This window comes from Acidovorax sp. A79 (assembly GCF_041154505.1).
Classification (GTDB): domain Bacteria; phylum Pseudomonadota; class Gammaproteobacteria; order Burkholderiales; family Burkholderiaceae_C; genus Acidovorax.
On the sequence record NZ_AP028672.1, the window covers coordinates 717,915 to 737,133 of the forward strand.

Sequence of the window (19,219 nt, forward strand, 5' to 3'; positions counted from 1 at the left end):
AGAGGCCAAAAACAATCAAACCTTTAAAGCACCAGCTGCGCCACGGGCGCATGGCCGTGGTTGAGCGGGCCATGGCCACGGCCGGTGGTCACATCGGCCCCTGCGGCGATGGCGCCCAGAATGTAGGCACGCGCGCGCTCCACCGCCTGCTGCAAGGGCAGGCCCCGCGCCAGGTGTGCCGCGATGGCCGATGACAGGGTGCAGCCCGTGCCGTGCCCGTTGGGCGTGGCAATGCGTGCGGACTCCAGCCGCTGCCGCACGCCGCCGCGTGTGGCCAGGACATCCACCACCCAGTCTCCGGGCAGGTGGCCGCCCTTGAGCAGCGCCGCCGGGGCGCCCAGGGCCAGCAGCCCGTCCACCGCAGCTGCCAGCGCATCCACGCCCTCGATCGTGCGCCCCAGCAGCCAGCCGGCCTCGTCCAGGTTGGGGGTGATCACCTCGGCCAGCGGAAACAGCTCCTGCACCAGCACGTTCACGGTTTCCGCGGCGATGAGCCGGTCGCCGCTGGTGGCCACCATCACCGGGTCGAGCACCACGTGCGGCAGCTGGTAGGTGCGGATGGCATCGGCCACCACGCGCACCACTTCGGGCGAATGCAACATGCCGATCTTGACCGCGTCCACGCCGATGTCCTGCACCACGGCATCGATCTGGGCCTTGAGCATCTCGGGCGGAATGCCGTGGATGCCCGTGACGCCGCAGGTGTTCTGGGCCGTGATGGCGGTGATGGCCGTCATGCCGTAGCAGCCCAGGGCGCTGAAGGTCTTGAGGTCGGCCTGGATGCCCGCCCCGCCGCCGCTGTCGGAACCGGCGATGGAAAGCACGCGCACATAGCGGCGTGCTGCGGAGGTCGGGGGAATCAATGAAGTCATGGCAAAAATTATGGCCTATGCGTTAGCGCAAAAAGAGCTGCCGCGGGTTGTGCTGTAATTGATTTTTCCGGACGAAACAGGGGTGTCCCGCGGCCGAGAACTGAACAGGTTCTTGGGTGCGCGACTGAGAAATACCCTGGGGCACCACAGAACACTGCGCACCGCGCGGCGCGTACTGGCCCCGCTACCCGATCCAGGTCATGCTGGCGTGGGGAGTTTCCAAGAGCGGCCCTGCCCCCGTTTTGTCCATGGTTGCCAGCCAACACACAGACAGACAGACGGACTTATGCCACTTCAACCCTCTTCTTTTGCCATTCTGGGCGCGGGCCTCATGGGCCGATTGCTGGCGGTGGAGCTGGCCCGCCAGGGGCACCGTGTGGACATCTATGACGCGGGCAGCCCGGCCGCCGAGCATTCGGCCGCGACCGTGGCCGCCGCCATGCTGGCGCCGCTGGCCGAATCGGCCATCACCGAGCCCGGCGTGGTGCGCATGGGCCACCATGCCCTCACCCGCTGGCCGCAGCTGCTGGCGGCGCTGGCCGAGCCCGTGTTCTTCCAGCAGGCCGGCACGCTCATCGTGTGGCACCGGCAGGACGCGGCCGAAGCCCAGCGGCTCACGCGCCAGCTGGAGGCCAACCAGCACACGGTGCCCGAGCTGCCCGCGCTGCAAAAGCTCGACGGCGCCGCGCTGGCCCAGGCGGAGCCCACGCTGGCGCAGCGCTTTGCGCAGGGGCTGTACCTGCCCGGTGAAGGCCAGCTCGACAACCGGCAGCTGCTGGCAGCCCTGGTGGTGGAAATGCAGCGGCTGTCCGTGCGCGCGCACTGGCACGCGCCCCGGTCGCCCGAGGCCTTTGCGCCCGGCGCCCCCGGCCAGCCCGACTGGGTGCTGGACTGCCGCGGCCTCGGTGCCAGGGCCCAATGGCCCGCGTTGCGGGGTGTGCGGGGCGAGGTGGTGCGCATCCACGCACCGGATGTCACGCTGCAGCGCCCCACGCGGCTGGTGCACCCGCGCTACCCGATCTACATCGCGCCCAAACAAGACCATCTGTTCGTGATCGGCGCGACCGAGATCGAATCGGACGACCTCTCGCCCGCCAGCGTGCGATCGACGCTGGAGCTGCTCTCCGCCGCCTACGCCGTGCACCCCGGCTTCGCGGAAGGCCGCATCCTGGAGCTGGCCACGCAGTGCCGCCCCACGCTGCCCGACAACCTGCCCGCCATCCGCCAGCCGCGCCGGGGCGTGCTGGAGATCAATGGACTGTACCGCCACGGCTTCATGATCGCGCCGGCGATGCTGGATGTGACGCTGGAAGTGCTGAACGCGGGACAATCGCAGCTTTCGCAACGTTTTGACCTCGCGCTGGACCTGAAACCCGCCTCCCAGTCCAGCGCGGCCGCTGCCTTCGCATGAACATCTCCATCAACCAGATCCCGCATGAACTGCCCGAAGGGGCCACCGTGGCCGATGCCGTGGCCGCCATCGCGGCACGCCCTCCGTTTGCGGTGGCCGTGAACACCCACTTTGTGCCCAACACCCGCTACGCCGCGCAGGCCCTGCAGCCCGGCGACCGCGTGGAAATCATCTCGCCCGTGACGGGGGGCTGACCCCCGGCCTTCTTTCTTGAGACAAATTGGCCCTTGGCGCTTTTCCACAAAGCGCTAGCAGCTATTAAAAAGATAGTAAATTCATGACCACCTCGACGCTCCAAGACCCCCTGGTGCTGTACGGCCAGCAGTTCGCCAGCCGCCTGCTGCTGGGCACCTCGCGCTACCCATCCCCTGCGGTGCTCGAAGCCGCCGTGCTGCGCGCGCAGCCCGCCATGGTCACCGCGTCATTGCGCCGCCAGGGCAGCAACCCGGCCGAAAGCGGCAGCAGCTTCTGGGAGCTGCTGCGCAAGCTCAACGTGCCCGTGCTGCCCAACACCGCCGGCTGCCACAGCGCGCAAGAGGCCATCACCACCGCGCAGATGGCGCGCGAGGTGTTCAACACGCCGTGGATCAAGCTGGAGCTGATCGGCGACGACTACACGCTGCAGCCCGACACGCTGAACCTGGTGGGCGTGGCGGAACACCTCATCAAGGAAGGTTTTCAGGTGCTGCCGTACTGCACGGAAGACCTGGTGCTGTGCCAGCGGCTCGTCGATGTGGGCTGCCAGGCCGTCATGCCCTGGGCAGCGCCCATCGGCACCGGGCGTGGCCCCGTGAACCCCTATGCACTGCAGACGCTGCGCGAGCGCCTGGACGTGCCCATGCTCGTGGATGCGGGCCTGGGCCTGCCGTCGCATGCCTGCCAGGTGATGGAATGGGGCTATGACGGCGTGCTGCTGAACACCGCCGTGGCCCTGGCGCAGGACCCGGTGGCCATGGCGGGCGCGTTCGCCGACGCCGTGAATGCCGGGCGTGCCGCGCGCAAGGCCGGTGCCATGGCGGCGCAGGAGGCCGCCCAGCCCAGCACCCCCGTGCTCGGCACCCCCTTCTGGCACCATGAACAACATGCGTGACGACACCAGCGCCATGGTGCAGGCCCTTCTTGCGCACCACGCCCCCACCTTCGCGGGCTTTGGCGCCGAGCCTGTCCCGGAGCCCACGCGGCAGGAACCCGCCTACCTGGCAGCCCTGCAGGCCTGCAGCACGCTGGGCTTCATTGCCCACGACGCGGAATGCCTGGCCCAGGCCTGGATGGCGCAGAGCCTGCGCACGGGCGCCTTCCAGCCAGCCCAGTGGCCCGACGAGCCACAGGACTTTGGCCTGGTGCCCCGGCCGCGCGCCGATGCGTTCGCCCCCTGCCCGGAAAGGCTGGGCCTGTACGCCGTGCTGCCGGATGCCGGCTGGGTGGGCCGCATGGCCCGCGCGGGCGTGCCCACGGTGCAGCTGCGCTTCAAATCCGCCGACGAGCACGCGATTGCGCAGGAGGTCCACGCCGCCGTGCAGGCGGTCGAGGGCACGGGCGCCCTGCTGTTCATCAATGACCATTGGCGCGTGGCCATCCAGGCGGGCGCCTACGGCATCCACCTGGGCCAGGAAGACCTGGATGCACTGGCCCCCGACGAGCTTCGGGCGCTGCGCGCTTCGGGCCTGCGCCTGGGGGTCAGCACCCATGGCTACGCGGAAATGGTGCGCGCAGATGCCGTGGGGCCCAGCTACATTGCCATGGGTGCCGTGTTTCCCACCACCCTCAAGAAGATGGCCACCGCGCCACAGGGCGTGGGCCGGCTGGGTGCCTATGCGCGCCTGCTGCGCCACTACCCCCAGGTGGCCATTGGCGGCATCGGGGCGGAGCAGTTTGCCCAGGTGCGCGCCACGGGCGTGGGGTCCATCGCCGTCGTGCGGGCCATCGTCAATGCCTCCGACCCCGAAGCCACGGCCGCGCAGCTCATGCGCGGGATGGTGGAGTAAGGCCAGGCCCGCGGGGGCCGGAGGGCGAGCCGCCGCGGCCTAGCTGCGGTCGGCCTTCTTCTGCTCCAGCTCCAGCCGCAGCTCCACCAGGTCGTTGTCCATGCCGAAGCCCACCGCCTGGCCCGAGGACGGTGGTGCGGTCACGGGCACGGGCGGCAAATCGCTGAGCGTCAGGTGGGGCGGCTCCGAGAGATCGAGGTCCAGCGGCGCACCCCGGGTGTCAGCGTCGGGCATGGAAGGCGCGGTGGCCGCCAGTTCCTGCGGCGGCCATCCTGTGGCCGAAGGCATTTCGCCCAGATCGAACTCCAGGCTCGCGGACAGCGAATCCAGCGGCAGGCCGCCCCCCGCTGTGCTTGCCGGCGCCACGGGCGGCGCTGCCAGCACCTGCGCGTCGACACGCGGCTCGGCCAGTGGCGTGGTGCGCTTGCGGGGCGCCGGCGCGCCCCGGGCGCTTGCCGGGGTGGTCTGCGCGATGGCCAGCAGCAGCAGCAGGTCGTCGTAGGCCGCCAGATCAAACGGCTCCACCGACGCGGCGCCGTCCTGCCGGAACAGCAATTTCTCCAGCAGCCCGAGCACGGAGGGAGAGGTCCATTCGGCCTCGATCTCCGCCAGCGCATCGGTGTAGTGATAGAGCATGCGGCCGGTGCGGTGGAAGCCGGTAAATTCGGGCACCTGCGCATTGAACGAGCGCATGAACTGGGCGCGCAGTTGCGAGAACTCCTCCACCCGGCTCAGCGTGTGATAAAGCCGCAGAAGCTCCAGATACGCCAGGGGCGAGGTATCGCCCCGCTCGGCGATGTGCTTCTTGAGCACCTCGATGGCCTGCTGGTGCTCCCCCACCGAAATGAAGAACTCGGCCTGCTGCTGAATGTCGAAGAGCTCTTCGGGGCTGACGATGTGCAGCACGGGCTGGGGCGGTGCTGCAGCGGGGGGCGGGCTGGCCGGCAGCGGCGCGGGCGCACTCGGCACGGGGGCGGTGGCCACGAAGGCGGGCCCGGGCGCCGCGGTTGCGGTGGAAGCCACTGCCGCCGCTTCGGAAGCCGGGGACTCGCCGGATGACAGCCAGGCATCGCCCGGATGGGGCGCAAGTCCCAGGGCGGCTTCGTGCGCGGCCATCGCATCGCGCCCGCCCAGCGCCGCCACGGAATCGCGCCACGCGCGCACCGCCTTGTCGGAGGCGCTGCGCAAGCGCGTCCATGTCCACGCCGCGAGCAGCAATGCAAGCAACAGCAAGCCGCCCAGCACATACACCACCGTGGCCGGGAATCTGTCGTTCTCGGCCAGTTCCAGCTGCTGCTGCAACTGCGCCGCGCTGGCCCGGTCGCGGGCCGCCTGCGCACGCAGCGTGGCCACATCGTTCTCCAGCGCCTTGAGCCGGCCGCTGTCCTGGCGGGCATCATCCGGCTGGGCATTCAGCGCCTTCCACACGGCGGCGGCCTCGGTGCGCTGCGCGGAGGCTTGCTCCGAAGGAAGGGCCAACAACCCGGGCGATGAACGCAATGCCACCGGCCGGTCCACCCAGATATCGAGCGGCTCGACCACGAGCCGGGCCTGGTCCGCAGGCCTTGCCACCTGCGCCGTGCCCTTGGCCGGGGGCAACGCGGCGCTGGCCGGGGGCCGTGCCGTGCCGCGCGCTGGCTGCCGTGCGGGCGCACTGCGGGAAACGGGCTCCGCCGCGCCGGCGGGAGGCGGTGCCGTGGCGGACCGGATCACGGAAGGCAATGGTGGAGAAGGTGCCGCCGCGGGTGCTGCCGGCCTGGCCGCTCGCTGGCCCGCCGCGCCCGGGGACGCACCGGGGGCCTCCGTGCCACCTTCGGGGAAAGAAGGCAGCCGCGCGACATCGATCGGCGCCGCCGACCGGGCCATCGTGACGGGAAGTTCCGCAAGAAAAGTGTAGGTGCGCGTGACCTTGCCCGTGCATCCCGCCGACAAGGTGACCAGCAACACAGGCTCATCCACCGCGATGGCCGCCTGCACCCGCACGGCCGGTGAACGCCCGCGCATGTCGGGCAGGGGCACGACACGCACCCTGGCATCGCCAACCGGCGTATCCCCCGCCTTCAGCTGCGCCGTCACACAGGAAGAGGCCACGTCCGTGCCTGGATCGGGCTGCACATCGAACGACAGATCCACCGGTGCACCCAACACCACCGTGCCTCTGCTGCCTCCCAGCGAAAGTGCCGAGGCGCCCGCAGCAACCACCCACAGACCGGTCCCAAAAATGGTGTTACGGATTTTCACAATAAATTCTGTTTTTGGCGCAGCCCATTCTTGCACATAAGTCCCACGCAACGCCACAGCCATAATGGCGCTATGAAAATTCAGTTTCCCAACATCGCAATCGTGGGCACCGGCGCCATGGGTCGGGGCATTGCACAGATCGCCGCGCAGGCCGGCAGCCAGGTTTTTCTGCTCGACGCAACCCCAGGCGCCGCCCAGGCCGCCCAGGCTGCGCTCCAAGACCAATGGAGCAAGCTGGTCGCCAAAGGGCGCATTGATGCCGATCAAGCCACGGCCCTCGCTGCGCGGCTGCACCCGGTGCAGGCAGTGGCCGATCTGGCCGCGTGTGACCTGGTGATCGAAGCCATCGTCGAGCGGCTGGATGTGAAGCAGAAGCTGTTTGCCGAACTGGAGTCCGTGGTGCGCAGCGATGCCGTGCTGGCCACCAACACCTCGTCCCTGTCCGTGACCGCGATTGGGGCGGCGCTCCAGCGCCCGCAGCGGCTGGCGGGTTTTCACTTCTTCAATCCGGTGCCGTTGATGAAGGTTGTCGAGGTCATCGCGGGCCTCAAGACCGACCCCGCGATTTGCACCGCCCTGGCGGCCTATGCCAAAGAGATGGGCCACACCCCCGTTCAGGCGCAGGACACCCCGGGTTTCATCGTGAACCACGCGGGGCGCGGCTTCGGCACGGAGGCCCTGCGCATCGTGGGCGAAGGCGTGGCCGACTTCGCCACCATCGACCGCATCCTGCGCGACCAGGTGGGTTTCAAGCTCGGCCCGTTCGAGCTCATGGACCTCACCGCGCTGGACGTGTCGCACCCGGTGATGGAATCCATCTACCGCCAGTACTACGACGAGCCGCGTTTTCGCCCCAGCGTGATCACCGCGCAGCGCCTGGCCGGCGGCGTGGTGGGCAAGAAGGTGGGAGAAGGTTTTTACCGCTACGTGGAGGGCGTGGCGCAAATCCCCGCAGAGGCACCGCCCCCGGTGGTGACCGACCTTCCCCCGGTATGGGTGTCGCCCCGCGCGGCACGGCGCGCCGAGCTGTACCAGCTGCTGAAGGACCTGGGCGCCACCATCGAAACCGGCCCATCGCCCTCGCCCCAGGCCATCACGCTCGTCGCGCCGCTGGGCTTTGACGTGACCACCGTCGCCGTGGTCGAGCGCCTGGACCCGGCCCGCACCATCGGCATCGACATGCTGATCGACGATGCCGCCACCAGGCGCCGCGTGCTGGCGACCAACCCGGCCACGCGCGTGGACATCCGCAACGCGGCGCATGCGCTGTTCGCCCGCGACGGCAAGGCGGTGAGCGTGATCCGCGACAGCGGCGGCTTCGTCACGCAGCGCGTGGTGGCCACCATCGTGAACATCGCCAGCGACATCTGCCAGCAAGGCATCTGCTCCCCCAAGGACCTGGAAACCGCCGTCACGCTGGGCCTGGGCTATCCGCTGGGGCCTTTGGCCATGGGCGACCGCTGGGGTCCCACCAACATCCTGGAAGTGCTGTTCAACATGCAGACCGTCTATGGCGACACCCGCTACCGCCCCAGCCCCTGGCTGCGCCGGCGCGGCGCGATCGGCCTGAGCCTCACGCATGTGGAGGAATGAATGAAGGCTCCTTGCGGGGCGCGGCGGCCGCTGGCGCCGGCCGCGCGCACCGCACGGGCCCTGCTTCCAGACCGACTGCACACCCCCACGTGAACCGTCCGCAGCCCTTCACAAGGTAACCCACGCACATGCCCGCAGAACTCCAGAGCACCAGCCAGGGCCAGACCCTGATCCTGACCCTTCGCAATCCCGAACGGCGCAATGCCATCGACCCTGCGATGTACGCGGCGGGCGTGGAGGCGCTGGGCGTGGCCGAAAGCAGCCCCGACATCCGCAGCGTGGTCATCACGGGCGCGGACGGCATGTTCTGTTCGGGAGGCAACCTGCAGCGCCTGCTGGCCAACCGCCAGCAGGACCCGGAGGTGCAGGCCCAGAGCATCGAGGGGCTGCACAACTGGATCGAGACCATCCGCACCTATCCCAAGCCCGTGATCGCCGCGGTGGAGGGGGCCGCCGCCGGTGCCGGCTTCTCGCTGGCGCTGGCCTGCGACTTCATCGTGTCCGCGCGCAATGCCGTGTTCGTGATGGCCTACAGCAACGTGGCCCTGTCCCCGGACGGCGGCGCGAGCTGGAGCTTGGTGCATGCCCTGCCCCGCCAGGTGGCCACGGAGATCCTGATGTGTGGCGACCGCATTGGCGCCGAGCGCCTGCACGCGCTGGGCGTGGTCAACCGACTTGCCGAAACTGGGGGCGCACTCGATGCCGCGCTCGCCCTGGCCGAGCAACTCAATGCGCGTGCGCCGAATGCGCTGGCCAGCATCAAGGAGCTGATCAATGAAGCACCCCATGCAAGCCTCACCCACCACCTGGGCCAGGAGCGCAATCACTTCGTGACCAACCTGCACCATGCCAACGGCGGCGTGGGCATCACCGCGTTCCTTGAAAAGCGTGTGCCCCGCTACGAATAGCCCCGCACGCTGCCGGCGGTGACCGCACGCCGAGGGCCACCACCATCCACGATGAAGCCCCTGGGATGCCGCCAAGCACCCAGGGGCTTTTGCATGGCGGGCCTGCTGCAGACACGCAGGTGACAACCCTGACGCTGCGCGAAGGTCCCTGACGCGACAATGGGCCTGTTTCCAGTCACACAAAAGACAGACCATGGACGACCCGATTCTTACTATCGAAGAACGTGAAGCGATCAACTCAGGTCGCTGGTTTTCTTCCCTCTCACCTTCACTACGCCACGACATCCTGCGATGTGCATACGTCAAACGCTTCAAGGACGGCGGCCTCATCGCCGCGCGCGGCGACCCGCCCGAGGAGTGGATTGCGTGCGCGCGCGGCGCGGTGCGGGTGAGCTCCACCTCCATCTCGGGCAAGCAGATCACGCTGACCTATGTGGAGCCGGGCATCTGGTTCGGCGACGTGGCGATCTTCGACGGGGATCGGCGCACGCACGATGCCTATGCGCACGGCGACACCACGATCCTGTGCGTGGCCAAGGCCGACTTCCGCAAGATCCTCGCGGCGCATACCGAGTTCTACGAAGCCATGCTGCGCCTGCATGCGCGGCGCATCCGCCAGCTCTACGGCCTGGTGGAAGACCTCAACACCCTGCCGCTGCGCGCGCGGCTGGCCAAGCAGCTCGTGCACCTGGTGCGCAGCTACGGCATTCCCAGCCTGTCGGACGGCAGCGAGATGCGCATCGGCCTGCAGCTGGCGCAGGAAGAACTGGCGCAGCTGCTGGGCGCATCGCGCCAGCGGGTGAACCAGGAGCTCAAGGCCATGGAGCGCGAGGACGCCATCCGCATCGAGCCGGGCGGCTTGGTGGTGCGCGATCGCGACGCCCTCATGCGCATTGCTGAAACCGACAACTGACTGACCGAACCCTCGCCCCGTCCATGAGCAACTTTGACCATTTCGTTGGCACCCGTCCCGTCTCCGACCAGCACGCGTTCGACATCGGCGCGCTGACCGCCTGGCTCACGCAGAACATGGAAGGCTTTGCCGGCCCCCTGACGGTGGAGATGTTCAAGGGCGGGCAGTCCAACCCCACCTACAAGCTCATCACCCCCGGCGCCCACTACGTGATGCGCTCCAAGCCCGGCCCCGTGGCCAGGCTGCTGCCATCGGCCCACGCCATCGAGCGCGAATTCGCGGTGATGAGCGGCCTGCATGGCACCGACGTGCCCGTGCCCCGCATGCACGTGCTGTGCGAGGACGAGTCGGTCATCGGCCGCGCCTTCTACGTGATGGAGTGCATGCAGGGCCGCGTGCTGTGGGACCAGTCGCTGCCCGGCATGTCGCCCGCCGAGCGCGGCGCCATCTACGACGAGATGAACCGCGTGATCTCTGCGCTGCACACCGTGAAGTTCGCCGACCGGGGCCTGGCCGGCTATGGCAAGCCGGGCAACTATTTCGACCGCCAGATCGGCCGCTGGAGCAAGCAGTACGTGGCCTCCATCACCCAGCCCATTCCCGAGATGGACAAGCTCATGGAATGGCTGCCCGCCCACATGCCGGCGAGCGCGCGCGATGAAGGCCACGTGTCCATCGTGCACGGCGACTACCGGCTGGACAACCTCATGTTCCACCCCACCGAGCCCCGCGTGATCGCCGTGCTCGACTGGGAGCTGTCCACGCTGGGCCACCCGCTGGCCGACTTCAGCTACCACTGCATGAGCTGGCACATCCCCGCCGCCATGGGCCGGGGCATCGCCGGGCAGGACCTGGCGGCCCTGGGCATCCCCGGCGAAGACAGCTACATCCGCCGCTACTGCGAGCGCACCGGCATCGCCACGCCCGAGGCGCTGCGCGCCGACTGGAACTTCTACCTCGCCTACAACATGTTCCGCATCGCCGCCATCCTGCAGGGCATCGCCAAGCGGGTGGAGGCGGGCACCGCCTCCAGCGCGCAGGCCAAGGCCTCGGGCGACACGGCACGGCCGATGGCCGAGCTGGCCTGGTCGTTCGCGCAGCGGGGATGAGGCGCCCCACGATTACCAACGGAGAAGAAACCCATGGACTTTGACTACTCGCCCAAAACCAAGGAACTGCAGGCCAGGCTGCTCCAGTTCATGGATGACCACGTCTATCCGAACGAAGCCACCTACTCCGCCGAGCTGGCGGCCAACACGGCGGCGGGCAAGCGCTGGAGCGCGCTCAAGACCATCGAGGACCTCAAGCCCAAGGCCCAGGCGGCAGGCCTGTGGAACCTGTTCCTGCCGGTGGACAGCGCGGCGGCCTCCGGATACGACGGCGCGGGCCTGACCAACCAGGAATACGCCCCGCTGGCCGAGATCATGGGCCGCGTGCCATGGGCCAGCGAGGTGTTCAACTGCTCGGCGCCCGACACCGGCAACATGGAGACCATCGCGCGCTACGGCGATGACGCCAACAAGGCCCGCTGGCTCAAGCCGCTGCTCGAGGGCAAGATCCGCTCGGCCTTTGCCATGACCGAGCCGGCCGTGGCATCCAGCGACGCCACCAACATCGAAACGCGCATCGAGCGCCAGGGCGACGAATACGTCATCAACGGCCGCAAGTGGTGGATCTCCGGCGCGGCCGATCCACGCTGCGCGGTGTTCGTCACCATGGGCAAGACCGACCCCGATGCCCCCCGCCATTCGCAGCAGAGCATGGTGCTCGTGCCGGCGGACGCCAAGGGCATCACCGTCATTCGCCCGCTCAATGTGTTTGGCTACGACGACGCGCCCCATGGCCACGTCGAGATGACCTTCGAGAACGTGCGTGTGCCCGTCTCCAACATCCTGCTGGGCGAGGGCCGTGGCTTCGAGATCGCCCAGGGCCGCCTGGGCCCCGGGCGCATCCACCACTGCATGCGCCTCATCGGGCTGGCCGAGCGTGCGCTGGAGCTGATGTGCAAGCGCGCCTCGTCGCGCACGGCCTTCGGCAAGACCGTGGCCCAGCAGACCGTGACGCAGGAGCGCATCGCCGAGGCCCGCTGCAAGATCGACATGGCGCGCCTGCTCACGCTCAAGGCCGCCTGGCTCATGGACGTGGCCGGCAACAAGGTCGCCAAGACCGAGATCGCGATGATCAAGGTGGTGGCGCCCAGCATGGCCTGCCAGGTGATCGACTGGGCCATGCAGGTGCATGGCGGTGGCGGCATGTGCGATGACTTCCCGCTGGCCTATGCCTATGCCAATGCGCGCACGCTGCGCTTTGCCGACGGCCCCGACGAGGTGCACCGCAACGCGATCGCCAAGTGGGAGCTGGGCAAGTACGGCACCTACGGCCGCGACGCGGGCGTACCCGTCACGCGCGGAGGATGAAGCTCCGCCCGAGGCGACAGCTCTTTGCTGCCGTCCCAGCGTGCGCAGGCATGCGGGGAGCCGCGGCACTCAGCCCCTCGCTCGCGTAGCACGCGGGAGGGGGACACACCCGGTGGCCTGGCGACACCAGTTCCACGGTGCACTCGCCTGGAGCGCGCCAGTTTTGCGGGGTGGGTGCATGCCGCACCATGAACAACGGGGCCACTGGCCCCGTTTTCGTTTGGCGGGCGCTTGCAACGCTACCCGGCAATGCCCGGCTCGTCGTCCGGCCCTGCCACCGACATGGGCGGCAGGTTCTGCAGCGCGGCCTGCCCCGCCACCAGCAGCAGCTGCTTGGCATGCGCGATCTCGGCCAGGCTGCGCTGCGTGTGCTCCATGCGCAGATAGACGCGACCCCGCGCCAGCATCAGCACCAGCGGCGATTTCGCCCGCTCGGCGCCGCCCTCGCCTTCCACCGCGTTGAGCAGCTGCGAGACCACGGGCGCATGGATCCAGCGCTGGGCCAGCTCGATGCGCTCGGACACCACGGTGAAATGCTCGCGGAACGACGCGGGCAGGCCGGGCCAGGACATTTCCTCGTACATCGAAAGCCAGCGCATTTCCTCGGGCAGGCTGCTGCTCACGGCGGTCTGCAATGTGTCCGTGATGGCGTCGTAGGCGGTGCCCTCCAGCACCTCCTGCAAGGGCCGGTTGATCACCATCACCGCGGCATCCGGGTCGGCGCTCACGTCGGCGCGGCCGCGCAGCTCCAGGCCCTGCACATAGTCGCGCGTGGGCGCGCCGCATTCCAGCCGCCAGGGGTGGCCGTGGATATCGCCGCCCAGGTCGAAATGCCCGTCGGTCGCATGCGCCACGATCGCCAGCCGCTGGCCGGCCGCCCAGCGGGATACGTCGCGGTTGGTCACCGGCCGGCCCGGGGTGGACGCGGAACTGCCGGATGCGCTGAATGCTTTGCGGAGGCGGTCGAACATTGCAGGGACGAAGCAGGAGCTTCGCAAGAGTCGCGGGTGCAGGCATTATTGAGGGCATTGGCGGGGGAAGGAAGCCCCCTGGCGGAAGCACCCTGAGCCGCCCGATGGCGCCTTCCCCCGACGGGGACGCACCCGGTGGACTGGCGAAGCCAGATCCACGGGTGCACGGGCCTCCAGCGCGCCAGTGTCGGCGGCGGTGCGTATGAGCACGCTTTTTTGGATGAAGACATGTTTTTTGTGACTGCGAACCGCCGGTTCGCGCTGACCGCCCTGGCTGCTTCTTGTGTGCTGGCCACTCTGCCTGTCGGCGCTGCGGAATTGCCCAAGGATGCCTCGCCCACGGCGCGCCGGTTGGTGCGCTGGGCCACCGACACCGCCGACCACCAGGGCCTGCCTTTTGCCGTGATCGACAAGCCCGCCGCCCGCATCCATGTGTTCTCGGCCCGGGGGCAATGGTTGGGCAGCGCGCCAGTGCTGCTGGGTGCGGCGCTGGGCGACCGGTCCGCCCCCGACATCGGCCAGCGGCCGCTGTCGCAGATCCGCCCCGAAGAGCGCACCACGCCCGCGGGCCGCTTCGTCACCGAGCCCGGGCGCAACCTCAAGGGCGACGACATCGTCTGGATCGACTACGACGCCGCCGTGTCGCTGCACCGGGTGCGCAGCGTGAGCGCCGCCGAGCGCCGTCACCAGCGCCTGGCCAGCCAGGGCGCGCAGGACAAGCGCATCAGCTACGGCTGCGTGAATGCGCCCGAGGCGTTCTACAACCAGTTCATCGCGCCGCTTTTCGGCCAGTCGCGCGGCGTGATCTATGTGCTGCCGGATACGGAGCCGTTTGCTACTATTTTTGTAGCTGCCAGCGCTTACCAGTAGTGCGCTGGAGGCATTTTTTATCAAATTCCGTTGAACAGGCGCCGCGCGGGGCCCGGCTTTGCCCCGTGCCCGGTCTTCAGCCGCCGGCCGGCTCCAGCCTGAACACCGCCTTCCGCTCGCCCACCTGCAGCCCCTTGGCGTTGGCGATGCGCGCGGACCGGCGCGGGGCCAGCGCTTCGCGCTGGCGGGTGTCGAGCCAGCCGAGCTGGTCCATCACCTCCACCGCCGCCGCCACCTGCGCCACCATGTTGCCGTCCATGACCTTGAGCGCGAAGGCTTCGCCCCGGCTGCGGCTGCCCACCACCTGCACGCCGTCGGCCCCGGTCTTGGACACCCAGTCGCCCTGCCCTGCGCGCATGAAGTCCAGGTCGTGCCGTCCGGTGCCCGAGCCCAGCTCGGGCCGCGCGACCATGGCATCGGCCAGCGCGGTCAGGCTCTCGTGCAGGTCGGTATCCGGCGCGCCGCCCGCCAGCCGCGCATAGCTCCGCGCCAGGTGTGCCAGGGGCATGGCGTAGTTGGGGGCGGAGCAGCCGTCGATGCCCATGGCCAGCTGATGGGGTGCGAGCCCCACTGCCTTCGCGACATGCTCCCGGATCGCCACCTGCAGCGGATGGGCCGGGTCCAGGTGGCCGTCCAGCGGCAACCCCTGCCGCACGCAGTGCGCGACAAAACCGGCGTGTTTGCCGCTGCAGTTGTTGTGGCGCTCGTCGGGCACAAAACCTTCGGGCAACGGGCCGAGCCCCAGCTCGGCAAACAGAGGCCGGTGGCAGCCGCAGCGCAGCGCGCGGTGGTCCTGGTCCACGCTGCCCAGCATGCGGTCCACCTGCTCCACATGCATGGGTTCGCCGTTGTGGCTGGCGCACAGCAGCGCCAGCTCGCCCGGCCCCCAGCCAAGCGCCCGTGCGCCGCCCGCCTGCATGAAGGGCAGCGCCTGGAACGCCTTGATGGTGGAGCGCGTGAAGGTGACCGTGTACGGGTCGCCCACCCGCGCCAGCACCCGGCCTTCGCGGTGGGCCACGGCCACGGCGCCCCAGTGCTGGCACTCGGGCAGGCCGCCCCGGGTGACTTCGATCAACGGAACAAAACCCATGGCGTGGCTCCTCGCGGCGCGCGTCACTGCGCGGGGGTTGCGGGGGTCAGCGTCAGCGCGTGCACCCAGCGCGCGGGCTGGCGCTGCAGCGCGCGGTAGCCGGTCTCGGCCCACGTGGTGCTCATGTCGCGGTAGCGCGGCGAGAACACGAGGCCGCTCTGGCCCGTCTGGTAGATGAAGCGCGACTGCTCCAGGTCGGCCAGGTCATACACCGCGCGCAGCGAGGCCGCATGGCGGTTCACATACGGGCCCGTGGCCTCGCCCGCGTTGTACTGCCCCACGTTCACGGTGTACGCATCGCCATGCGAAGGCACGCTCACATCGAAGAAACGCGCCAGCGCGGGCACGTTGCCAAAGGGCCGGTGCACGCTGAGCGCGGGGTGCGCCGTGCCCCAGCGCCACCGGGCCGGGTCCGCCCCATAGGCTGCCTGCAGGCGGTCGAGCGCGCGGCCCAGGGCAGCGGCAGATTGCCCGGCACACGATGCGGGCTGGCACCACCAGGTGTCGTTGCGCTCCAGGATGCCTTCGAGCGCCGCGCGGTAGTCGCGCTTGCCATAGGTTGCGGTGAAGCGGTCTTCACCGATGCGCGGAATGATGAGGCCGCGCGCGAGTTCGTCCGTCCAGGCCACGAAGATCAGCGGCGCGGCCTTGCCCGCGTCCATCACGCCGTCAAAGCCTTGCAGCTCTTTCTGGGCGGCGGCCGCCAGCGCGTGTGCGGACTGCACCTGTTGCAGGTGGGGCAGCAGGCGGCGCGTGGCCAGCGAGGTCACATCGCGGTGGATTGCCTGCATGCTGGCCGCGTCGTGTTTTTCGGTGGCCTCGATGAGCTGCGCGATGCGCTCGTAGCGGTAGGGCAAGGCCCAGTCCTGCGTGAGGAAGTGCGGGTAGTCCGGCGCCGTCACGCGCTGGTTGGCCGTGGCGATCCAGCCCCTGGCGCCTTGGGCGCCATCTGCGCTGCCTTTGCCATCGTCCTGCGGGGTTTGTTTGTAGGGCAGCCAGCCCTTCCAGTCGTAGCGCGCATCCCAGCCGGGGGACGGGGCCACGCCGCGGATGTCGTTGGCGGCATCGCGCAGCGGCACGCGCCCCGCCGCCTTGAAGCGGATGTGGCCCTGGTCGTCGGCGGCCACCACGCTCTGCATGGGCGAGTGGTAGTGCGCCAGCCCCTCGAAGAGTTCGTCCACGCTCTTGGCCTGGTTGGTCTTCAAGCCCGCCAGCACGGTCTGGTTGTCAGCGTCCAGCGCGCTCCAGCGCAGCGCGAGCACGTACTTGCCCAGGTCCAGCACCTCGGCGTGCGACTTCTGCACGTCGCTCAGCACCGGCCCATGGCGGGTGCTGCGCAGCGCCAGCTGCACGTCGGCCCCGCCCTTGACGCGGATGGTTTCGCTGCGCACCGTGAAGGGCGCCCAGCCTTCTGGCGTGCGGTACTGCGCCGCATCGGCCGGGTTGATCTGCTCCAGGTACAGGTCCTGCACGTCCGGCCCCGTGTTGGTGAAGCCCCAGGCCACGCGGTCGGTGCGCCCCAGCACCACGAATGGCAGGCCGGGCAAGGTGGCCCCCACGGCATCGATGGCGGCGATGGGCGTGCCGTCCGACGCGGTGCCGGCGGGCGCCTGCATGCCGGCGAAGTACCAGATGGCCGGGGCCGACAGCCCCAGGTGCGGGTCGTTGGCCAGCAGCGGCTTGCCGCTGACGGTGCGGGTTCCCGCCAGCACCCAGTTGTTGCTGCCCTTGCCTTCGTTGGTGCCCGCGTTGCGCGTCAATTCATCGGCCCAGGCCAGCATGCCGGCGCTGATCTGCCGCGACAGCAGGCCTTCGTCCTTGCGGCTGGCTGCCCCGCTGGCCGCCGCCAGTCCGTCGGCACCGCCCGGCCCGGCCGCCGTGGAGCCCGCGCCAGCCGCGCGGTACACCCCAAGCTGCCGGTACAGCGCGGCGAGGTCGGCCGATGCGGCCGGCTTCTCGCCCGGATAGGGTGGCATCAATTGCCACAGGCGGTCGGTGTCCAGCGTCCGCGCGACCGACAGGCGCGCGAATTCCGTTCCCCAGTTGCCGCCCAGGTCCAGCGCCATCATCAGCGCCCAGCCCACGCTGTCCTCGGGCTCCCACACCGCGCCCGCCGCGCCGCCAGGCTGGACGCCGAGCACATGGAATTCGGGGGGCAGGGCCTGGGGCCGTTTCAGGTGGAACGCGTGGATGCCCTTGCTGTAGGCCTGCAAGGCCTCCTTGGCATAGGGCGGCAGGCCTGCGTACTGGCGCCGGGCCGCGCCCATGATGTCCAGAGCGCGCATCAGCTTGTCGGTTTCGAGCGTCGCGGGGCCGAAGACCTCCGACAGCTGGCCATGCATGACCCGGCGGTTGAACTCCAGCTGCCAGGTGCGCTCCTGCGCGTGCACATACCCCATCGCGAACCAGGCGTCCTGTGGCGTGCGCGCCTGGATGTGGGCCACGTCGGCCCCATCGCGCCGCACCTGCACCGCGCTGCCCAGCCCCGCCACGCCCAGTTCGCCGTCGAGTTTCGCAAAGCTCCGCTGCACATACACCGCCGCGCCCGCGCCTGCCAGCAGCGCCGCCGCCACCAGCCCCAGGGCCGTCCGCTTCATCCATGCCATCTTTGTTGTCTCCTGTTGTTGGGTGTGTCGTGTGTCCGTATCGCCCGGGCCGCGACCGGCCCGAAGGAGGTGCCCGGCGCCCGGGCAGCCCCATGGCGGAAGTCCCTCGCGCAGCCCGTCAGCGCAGGCGCACGCTGCCTCCGGCCACGTGGAAGCTCATGGTCGGCGCACTGGGCTCCGTGAAGGAAACGCCCAGCGCGATGTGCCCGGTGCCATGCAGGATGCAGGCATCGCGCCGCAGCCGCACGGGCGAATCGCTGCCCTCGAACCGCACCCAGGTTCCAAAGCTGCTCATGTCCGTCAGGACGAAGCCGCTGTTGCGCCAGTCGATGCGCGCATGCAGGCGCGAGACGCGCGGATCGTCGACGCACAGCTGGGCGTGCAGCGCCCGCCCCACCAGGACGGGGGCGTCGGACGAGGTGAAGGTGCGGTCCACGCCGTGCCACGAGAACTGGATGTGCCCCAGGATCGAGTCTGCCGGCGCAAAGTTGCTGACAAGGGAAGCCTGCATGGTGAGGGAGTCGGGCGCCTCGTCCTCGCGCCACTCCACGTGGTAGAGCATCAGCAGCTCGGCCTTGCCGCGAATGTCCATCATGCCCAGCTTGCGGTACCAGACATCCGGCGCGGCCCCCGCCAGCAGCACGGTGGTCTCGGTGGCCCAGATCTCGGCCGGGCCGGCCCGCTCGCACAGCCGGGAGGCGACGTTGACGGCATCGCCATAGCAGTCGCCATCCACGTCCACCACTTCGCCGCTGGCCACGCCAACGCGCACCTCCATGCGCAAGGGCTGGGGCCAGCGCTCCTGGCGGGCCTTGTGCTCGCGCAGCATGGCCGCCATGGCGGATACGGCGCTGGCGGCATCGCCAAAAACGCCCAGCACCCCGTCGCCCAGCTTCTTGACCACCCGCCCCCCGTGCGTCTGGATGGTGTCGCTGATCCATTGCGTGACCTGGGTCACCGCCTCGGTGGCGCGCTCGTTGCCCAGCGCTTCATACAAGGCGGTGCTGCCCGAGATGTCCGCAAAGACCATCGTCGACAGCACGCTCATGGACACCGGCCTATTGGTAACATCATGTGAATCAGTTTAGTGCAAGCGCCCTGGCGGCGCACCCATGAAAGCGTCAAGAATCGTTGCCTGGCGCCGCCAGGCGTCCGATGGCGCCACCCGGGACCTGACGGCGCCGCGGGGGTGCCCCAGGCAAAGTGAATTTCGTGGGCCCGGCGGCACATGGCGGCGGTTGCCACCCGCGATTTGCCGGCCATCCCAAAAAAATCAACAAACACGTAAAAGTTCGCAACAAACAAGGTGCGTCTGTTGTCTTTACGCAAAAACAGTAGCGCG

Annotated in this window: 16 protein-coding genes and 1 riboswitch; of the genes, 10 read left to right on the plus strand and 6 right to left on the minus strand. The window is 69.2% G+C overall.

The window, feature by feature from the left end; translation table 11 throughout:
• Positions 1 to 23 precede the first annotated feature (23 nt).
• Positions 24 to 872: a bifunctional hydroxymethylpyrimidine kinase/phosphomethylpyrimidine kinase gene (thiD, locus tag ACAM51_RS03300; RefSeq protein ID WP_369642727.1), complete on the minus strand. Its 849-nt coding sequence runs from the start codon at positions 870 to 872 to the stop codon at positions 24 to 26.
• 68 nt (positions 873 to 940) lie between these two features.
• Positions 941 to 1,104, plus strand: a riboswitch (TPP riboswitch).
• Positions 1,105 to 1,158: 54 nt separating this feature from the next.
• On the opposite strand from thiD, the gene ACAM51_RS03305 reads away from it, so the two are divergent.
• The 4 genes from ACAM51_RS03305 to thiE all read left to right on the plus strand — a co-directional run bounded on the left by ACAM51_RS03305 (position 1,159) and on the right by thiE (position 4,268).
• Positions 1,159 to 2,283, plus strand: a complete 1,125-nt coding sequence (locus ACAM51_RS03305) for an FAD-dependent oxidoreductase (RefSeq protein ID WP_369642728.1) — start codon at positions 1,159 to 1,161, stop codon at positions 2,281 to 2,283.
• Positions 2,280 to 2,477: a sulfur carrier protein ThiS gene (gene thiS, locus ACAM51_RS03310; protein ID WP_057272784.1), complete on the plus strand. Its 198-nt coding sequence runs from the start codon at positions 2,280 to 2,282 to the stop codon at positions 2,475 to 2,477. The genes ACAM51_RS03305 and thiS overlap by 4 nt, the downstream gene beginning before the upstream one ends.
• Before the next feature lie 83 nt (positions 2,478 to 2,560).
• The gene (locus ACAM51_RS03315) at positions 2,561 to 3,373 is read left to right on the plus strand and encodes a thiazole synthase (RefSeq protein WP_369642729.1); all 813 of its coding nucleotides are present in this window, start codon (positions 2,561 to 2,563) and stop codon (positions 3,371 to 3,373) included.
• Positions 3,366 to 4,268: a thiamine phosphate synthase gene (gene thiE / locus ACAM51_RS03320; RefSeq protein ID WP_218294594.1), complete on the plus strand. Its 903-nt coding sequence runs from the start codon at positions 3,366 to 3,368 to the stop codon at positions 4,266 to 4,268. The genes ACAM51_RS03315 and thiE overlap by 8 nt, the downstream gene beginning before the upstream one ends.
• A gap of 39 nt (positions 4,269 to 4,307) precedes the next feature.
• On the opposite strand, the gene ACAM51_RS03325 is transcribed toward thiE, so the two are convergent.
• Positions 4,308 to 6,509, minus strand: coding sequence for a hypothetical protein (locus tag ACAM51_RS03325; protein ID WP_369642730.1), 2,202 nt, complete (start codon positions 6,507 to 6,509; stop codon positions 4,308 to 4,310).
• A 72-nt stretch (positions 6,510 to 6,581) separates the two neighbouring features.
• Here ACAM51_RS03325 and ACAM51_RS03330 point away from each other — a divergent pair, with 72 nt between their 5' ends.
• The 5 genes from ACAM51_RS03330 (at position 6,582) to ACAM51_RS03350 (ending at position 12,340) form a co-directional block, all read left to right on the plus strand.
• Entirely contained in the window at positions 6,582 to 8,102 is a 1,521-nt protein-coding gene (locus tag ACAM51_RS03330; protein WP_218294593.1) for a 3-hydroxyacyl-CoA dehydrogenase, read from the plus strand.
• A gap of 128 nt (positions 8,103 to 8,230) precedes the next feature.
• Positions 8,231 to 9,010, plus strand: coding sequence for an oxepin-CoA hydrolase, alternative type (locus ACAM51_RS03335; protein ID WP_218340984.1), 780 nt, complete (start codon positions 8,231 to 8,233; stop codon positions 9,008 to 9,010).
• 193 nt (positions 9,011 to 9,203) lie between these two features.
• Complete coding sequence (locus ACAM51_RS03340) at positions 9,204 to 9,923, plus strand: Crp/Fnr family transcriptional regulator (RefSeq protein ID WP_218294591.1); 720 nt, start codon at positions 9,204 to 9,206, stop codon at positions 9,921 to 9,923.
• A gap of 23 nt (positions 9,924 to 9,946) precedes the next feature.
• Positions 9,947 to 11,032, plus strand: a complete 1,086-nt coding sequence (locus ACAM51_RS03345) for a phosphotransferase (protein ID WP_218294590.1) — start codon at positions 9,947 to 9,949, stop codon at positions 11,030 to 11,032.
• A 33-nt stretch (positions 11,033 to 11,065) separates the two neighbouring features.
• Positions 11,066 to 12,340, plus strand: coding sequence for an acyl-CoA dehydrogenase family protein (locus ACAM51_RS03350; RefSeq protein WP_369642731.1), 1,275 nt, complete (start codon positions 11,066 to 11,068; stop codon positions 12,338 to 12,340).
• A gap of 239 nt (positions 12,341 to 12,579) precedes the next feature.
• Here ACAM51_RS03350 and ACAM51_RS03355 read toward each other — a convergent pair whose 3' ends face one another.
• Entirely contained in the window at positions 12,580 to 13,311 is a 732-nt protein-coding gene (locus ACAM51_RS03355) for a hypothetical protein (protein WP_369642732.1), read from the minus strand.
• A 228-nt stretch (positions 13,312 to 13,539) separates the two neighbouring features.
• Here ACAM51_RS03355 and ACAM51_RS03360 point away from each other — a divergent pair, with 228 nt between their 5' ends.
• Positions 13,540 to 14,181, plus strand: coding sequence for a hypothetical protein (locus ACAM51_RS03360; RefSeq protein WP_218340981.1), 642 nt, complete (start codon positions 13,540 to 13,542; stop codon positions 14,179 to 14,181).
• A gap of 76 nt (positions 14,182 to 14,257) precedes the next feature.
• Here ACAM51_RS03360 and ACAM51_RS03365 read toward each other — a convergent pair whose 3' ends face one another.
• The 3 genes from ACAM51_RS03365 to ACAM51_RS03375 all read right to left on the minus strand — a co-directional run bounded on the left by ACAM51_RS03365 (position 14,258) and on the right by ACAM51_RS03375 (position 18,925).
• Positions 14,258 to 15,271 carry an asparaginase gene (locus tag ACAM51_RS03365; protein WP_369642733.1) on the minus strand — a complete coding sequence of 338 codons (1,014 nt, stop codon included), beginning with the start codon at positions 15,269 to 15,271 and terminating at the stop codon, positions 14,258 to 14,260.
• A gap of 23 nt (positions 15,272 to 15,294) precedes the next feature.
• A complete protein-coding gene (locus ACAM51_RS03370; RefSeq protein WP_369642734.1) occupies positions 15,295 to 17,877 on the minus strand; it encodes a penicillin acylase family protein in 2,583 nt (860 codons plus the stop codon).
• A gap of 118 nt (positions 17,878 to 17,995) precedes the next feature.
• On the minus strand, positions 17,996 to 18,925 hold the full coding sequence (locus ACAM51_RS03375; protein ID WP_218294584.1) for an adenylate/guanylate cyclase domain-containing protein: 930 nt from the start codon (positions 18,923 to 18,925) through the stop codon (positions 17,996 to 17,998).
• Positions 18,926 to 19,219: the final 294 nt, after the last annotated feature.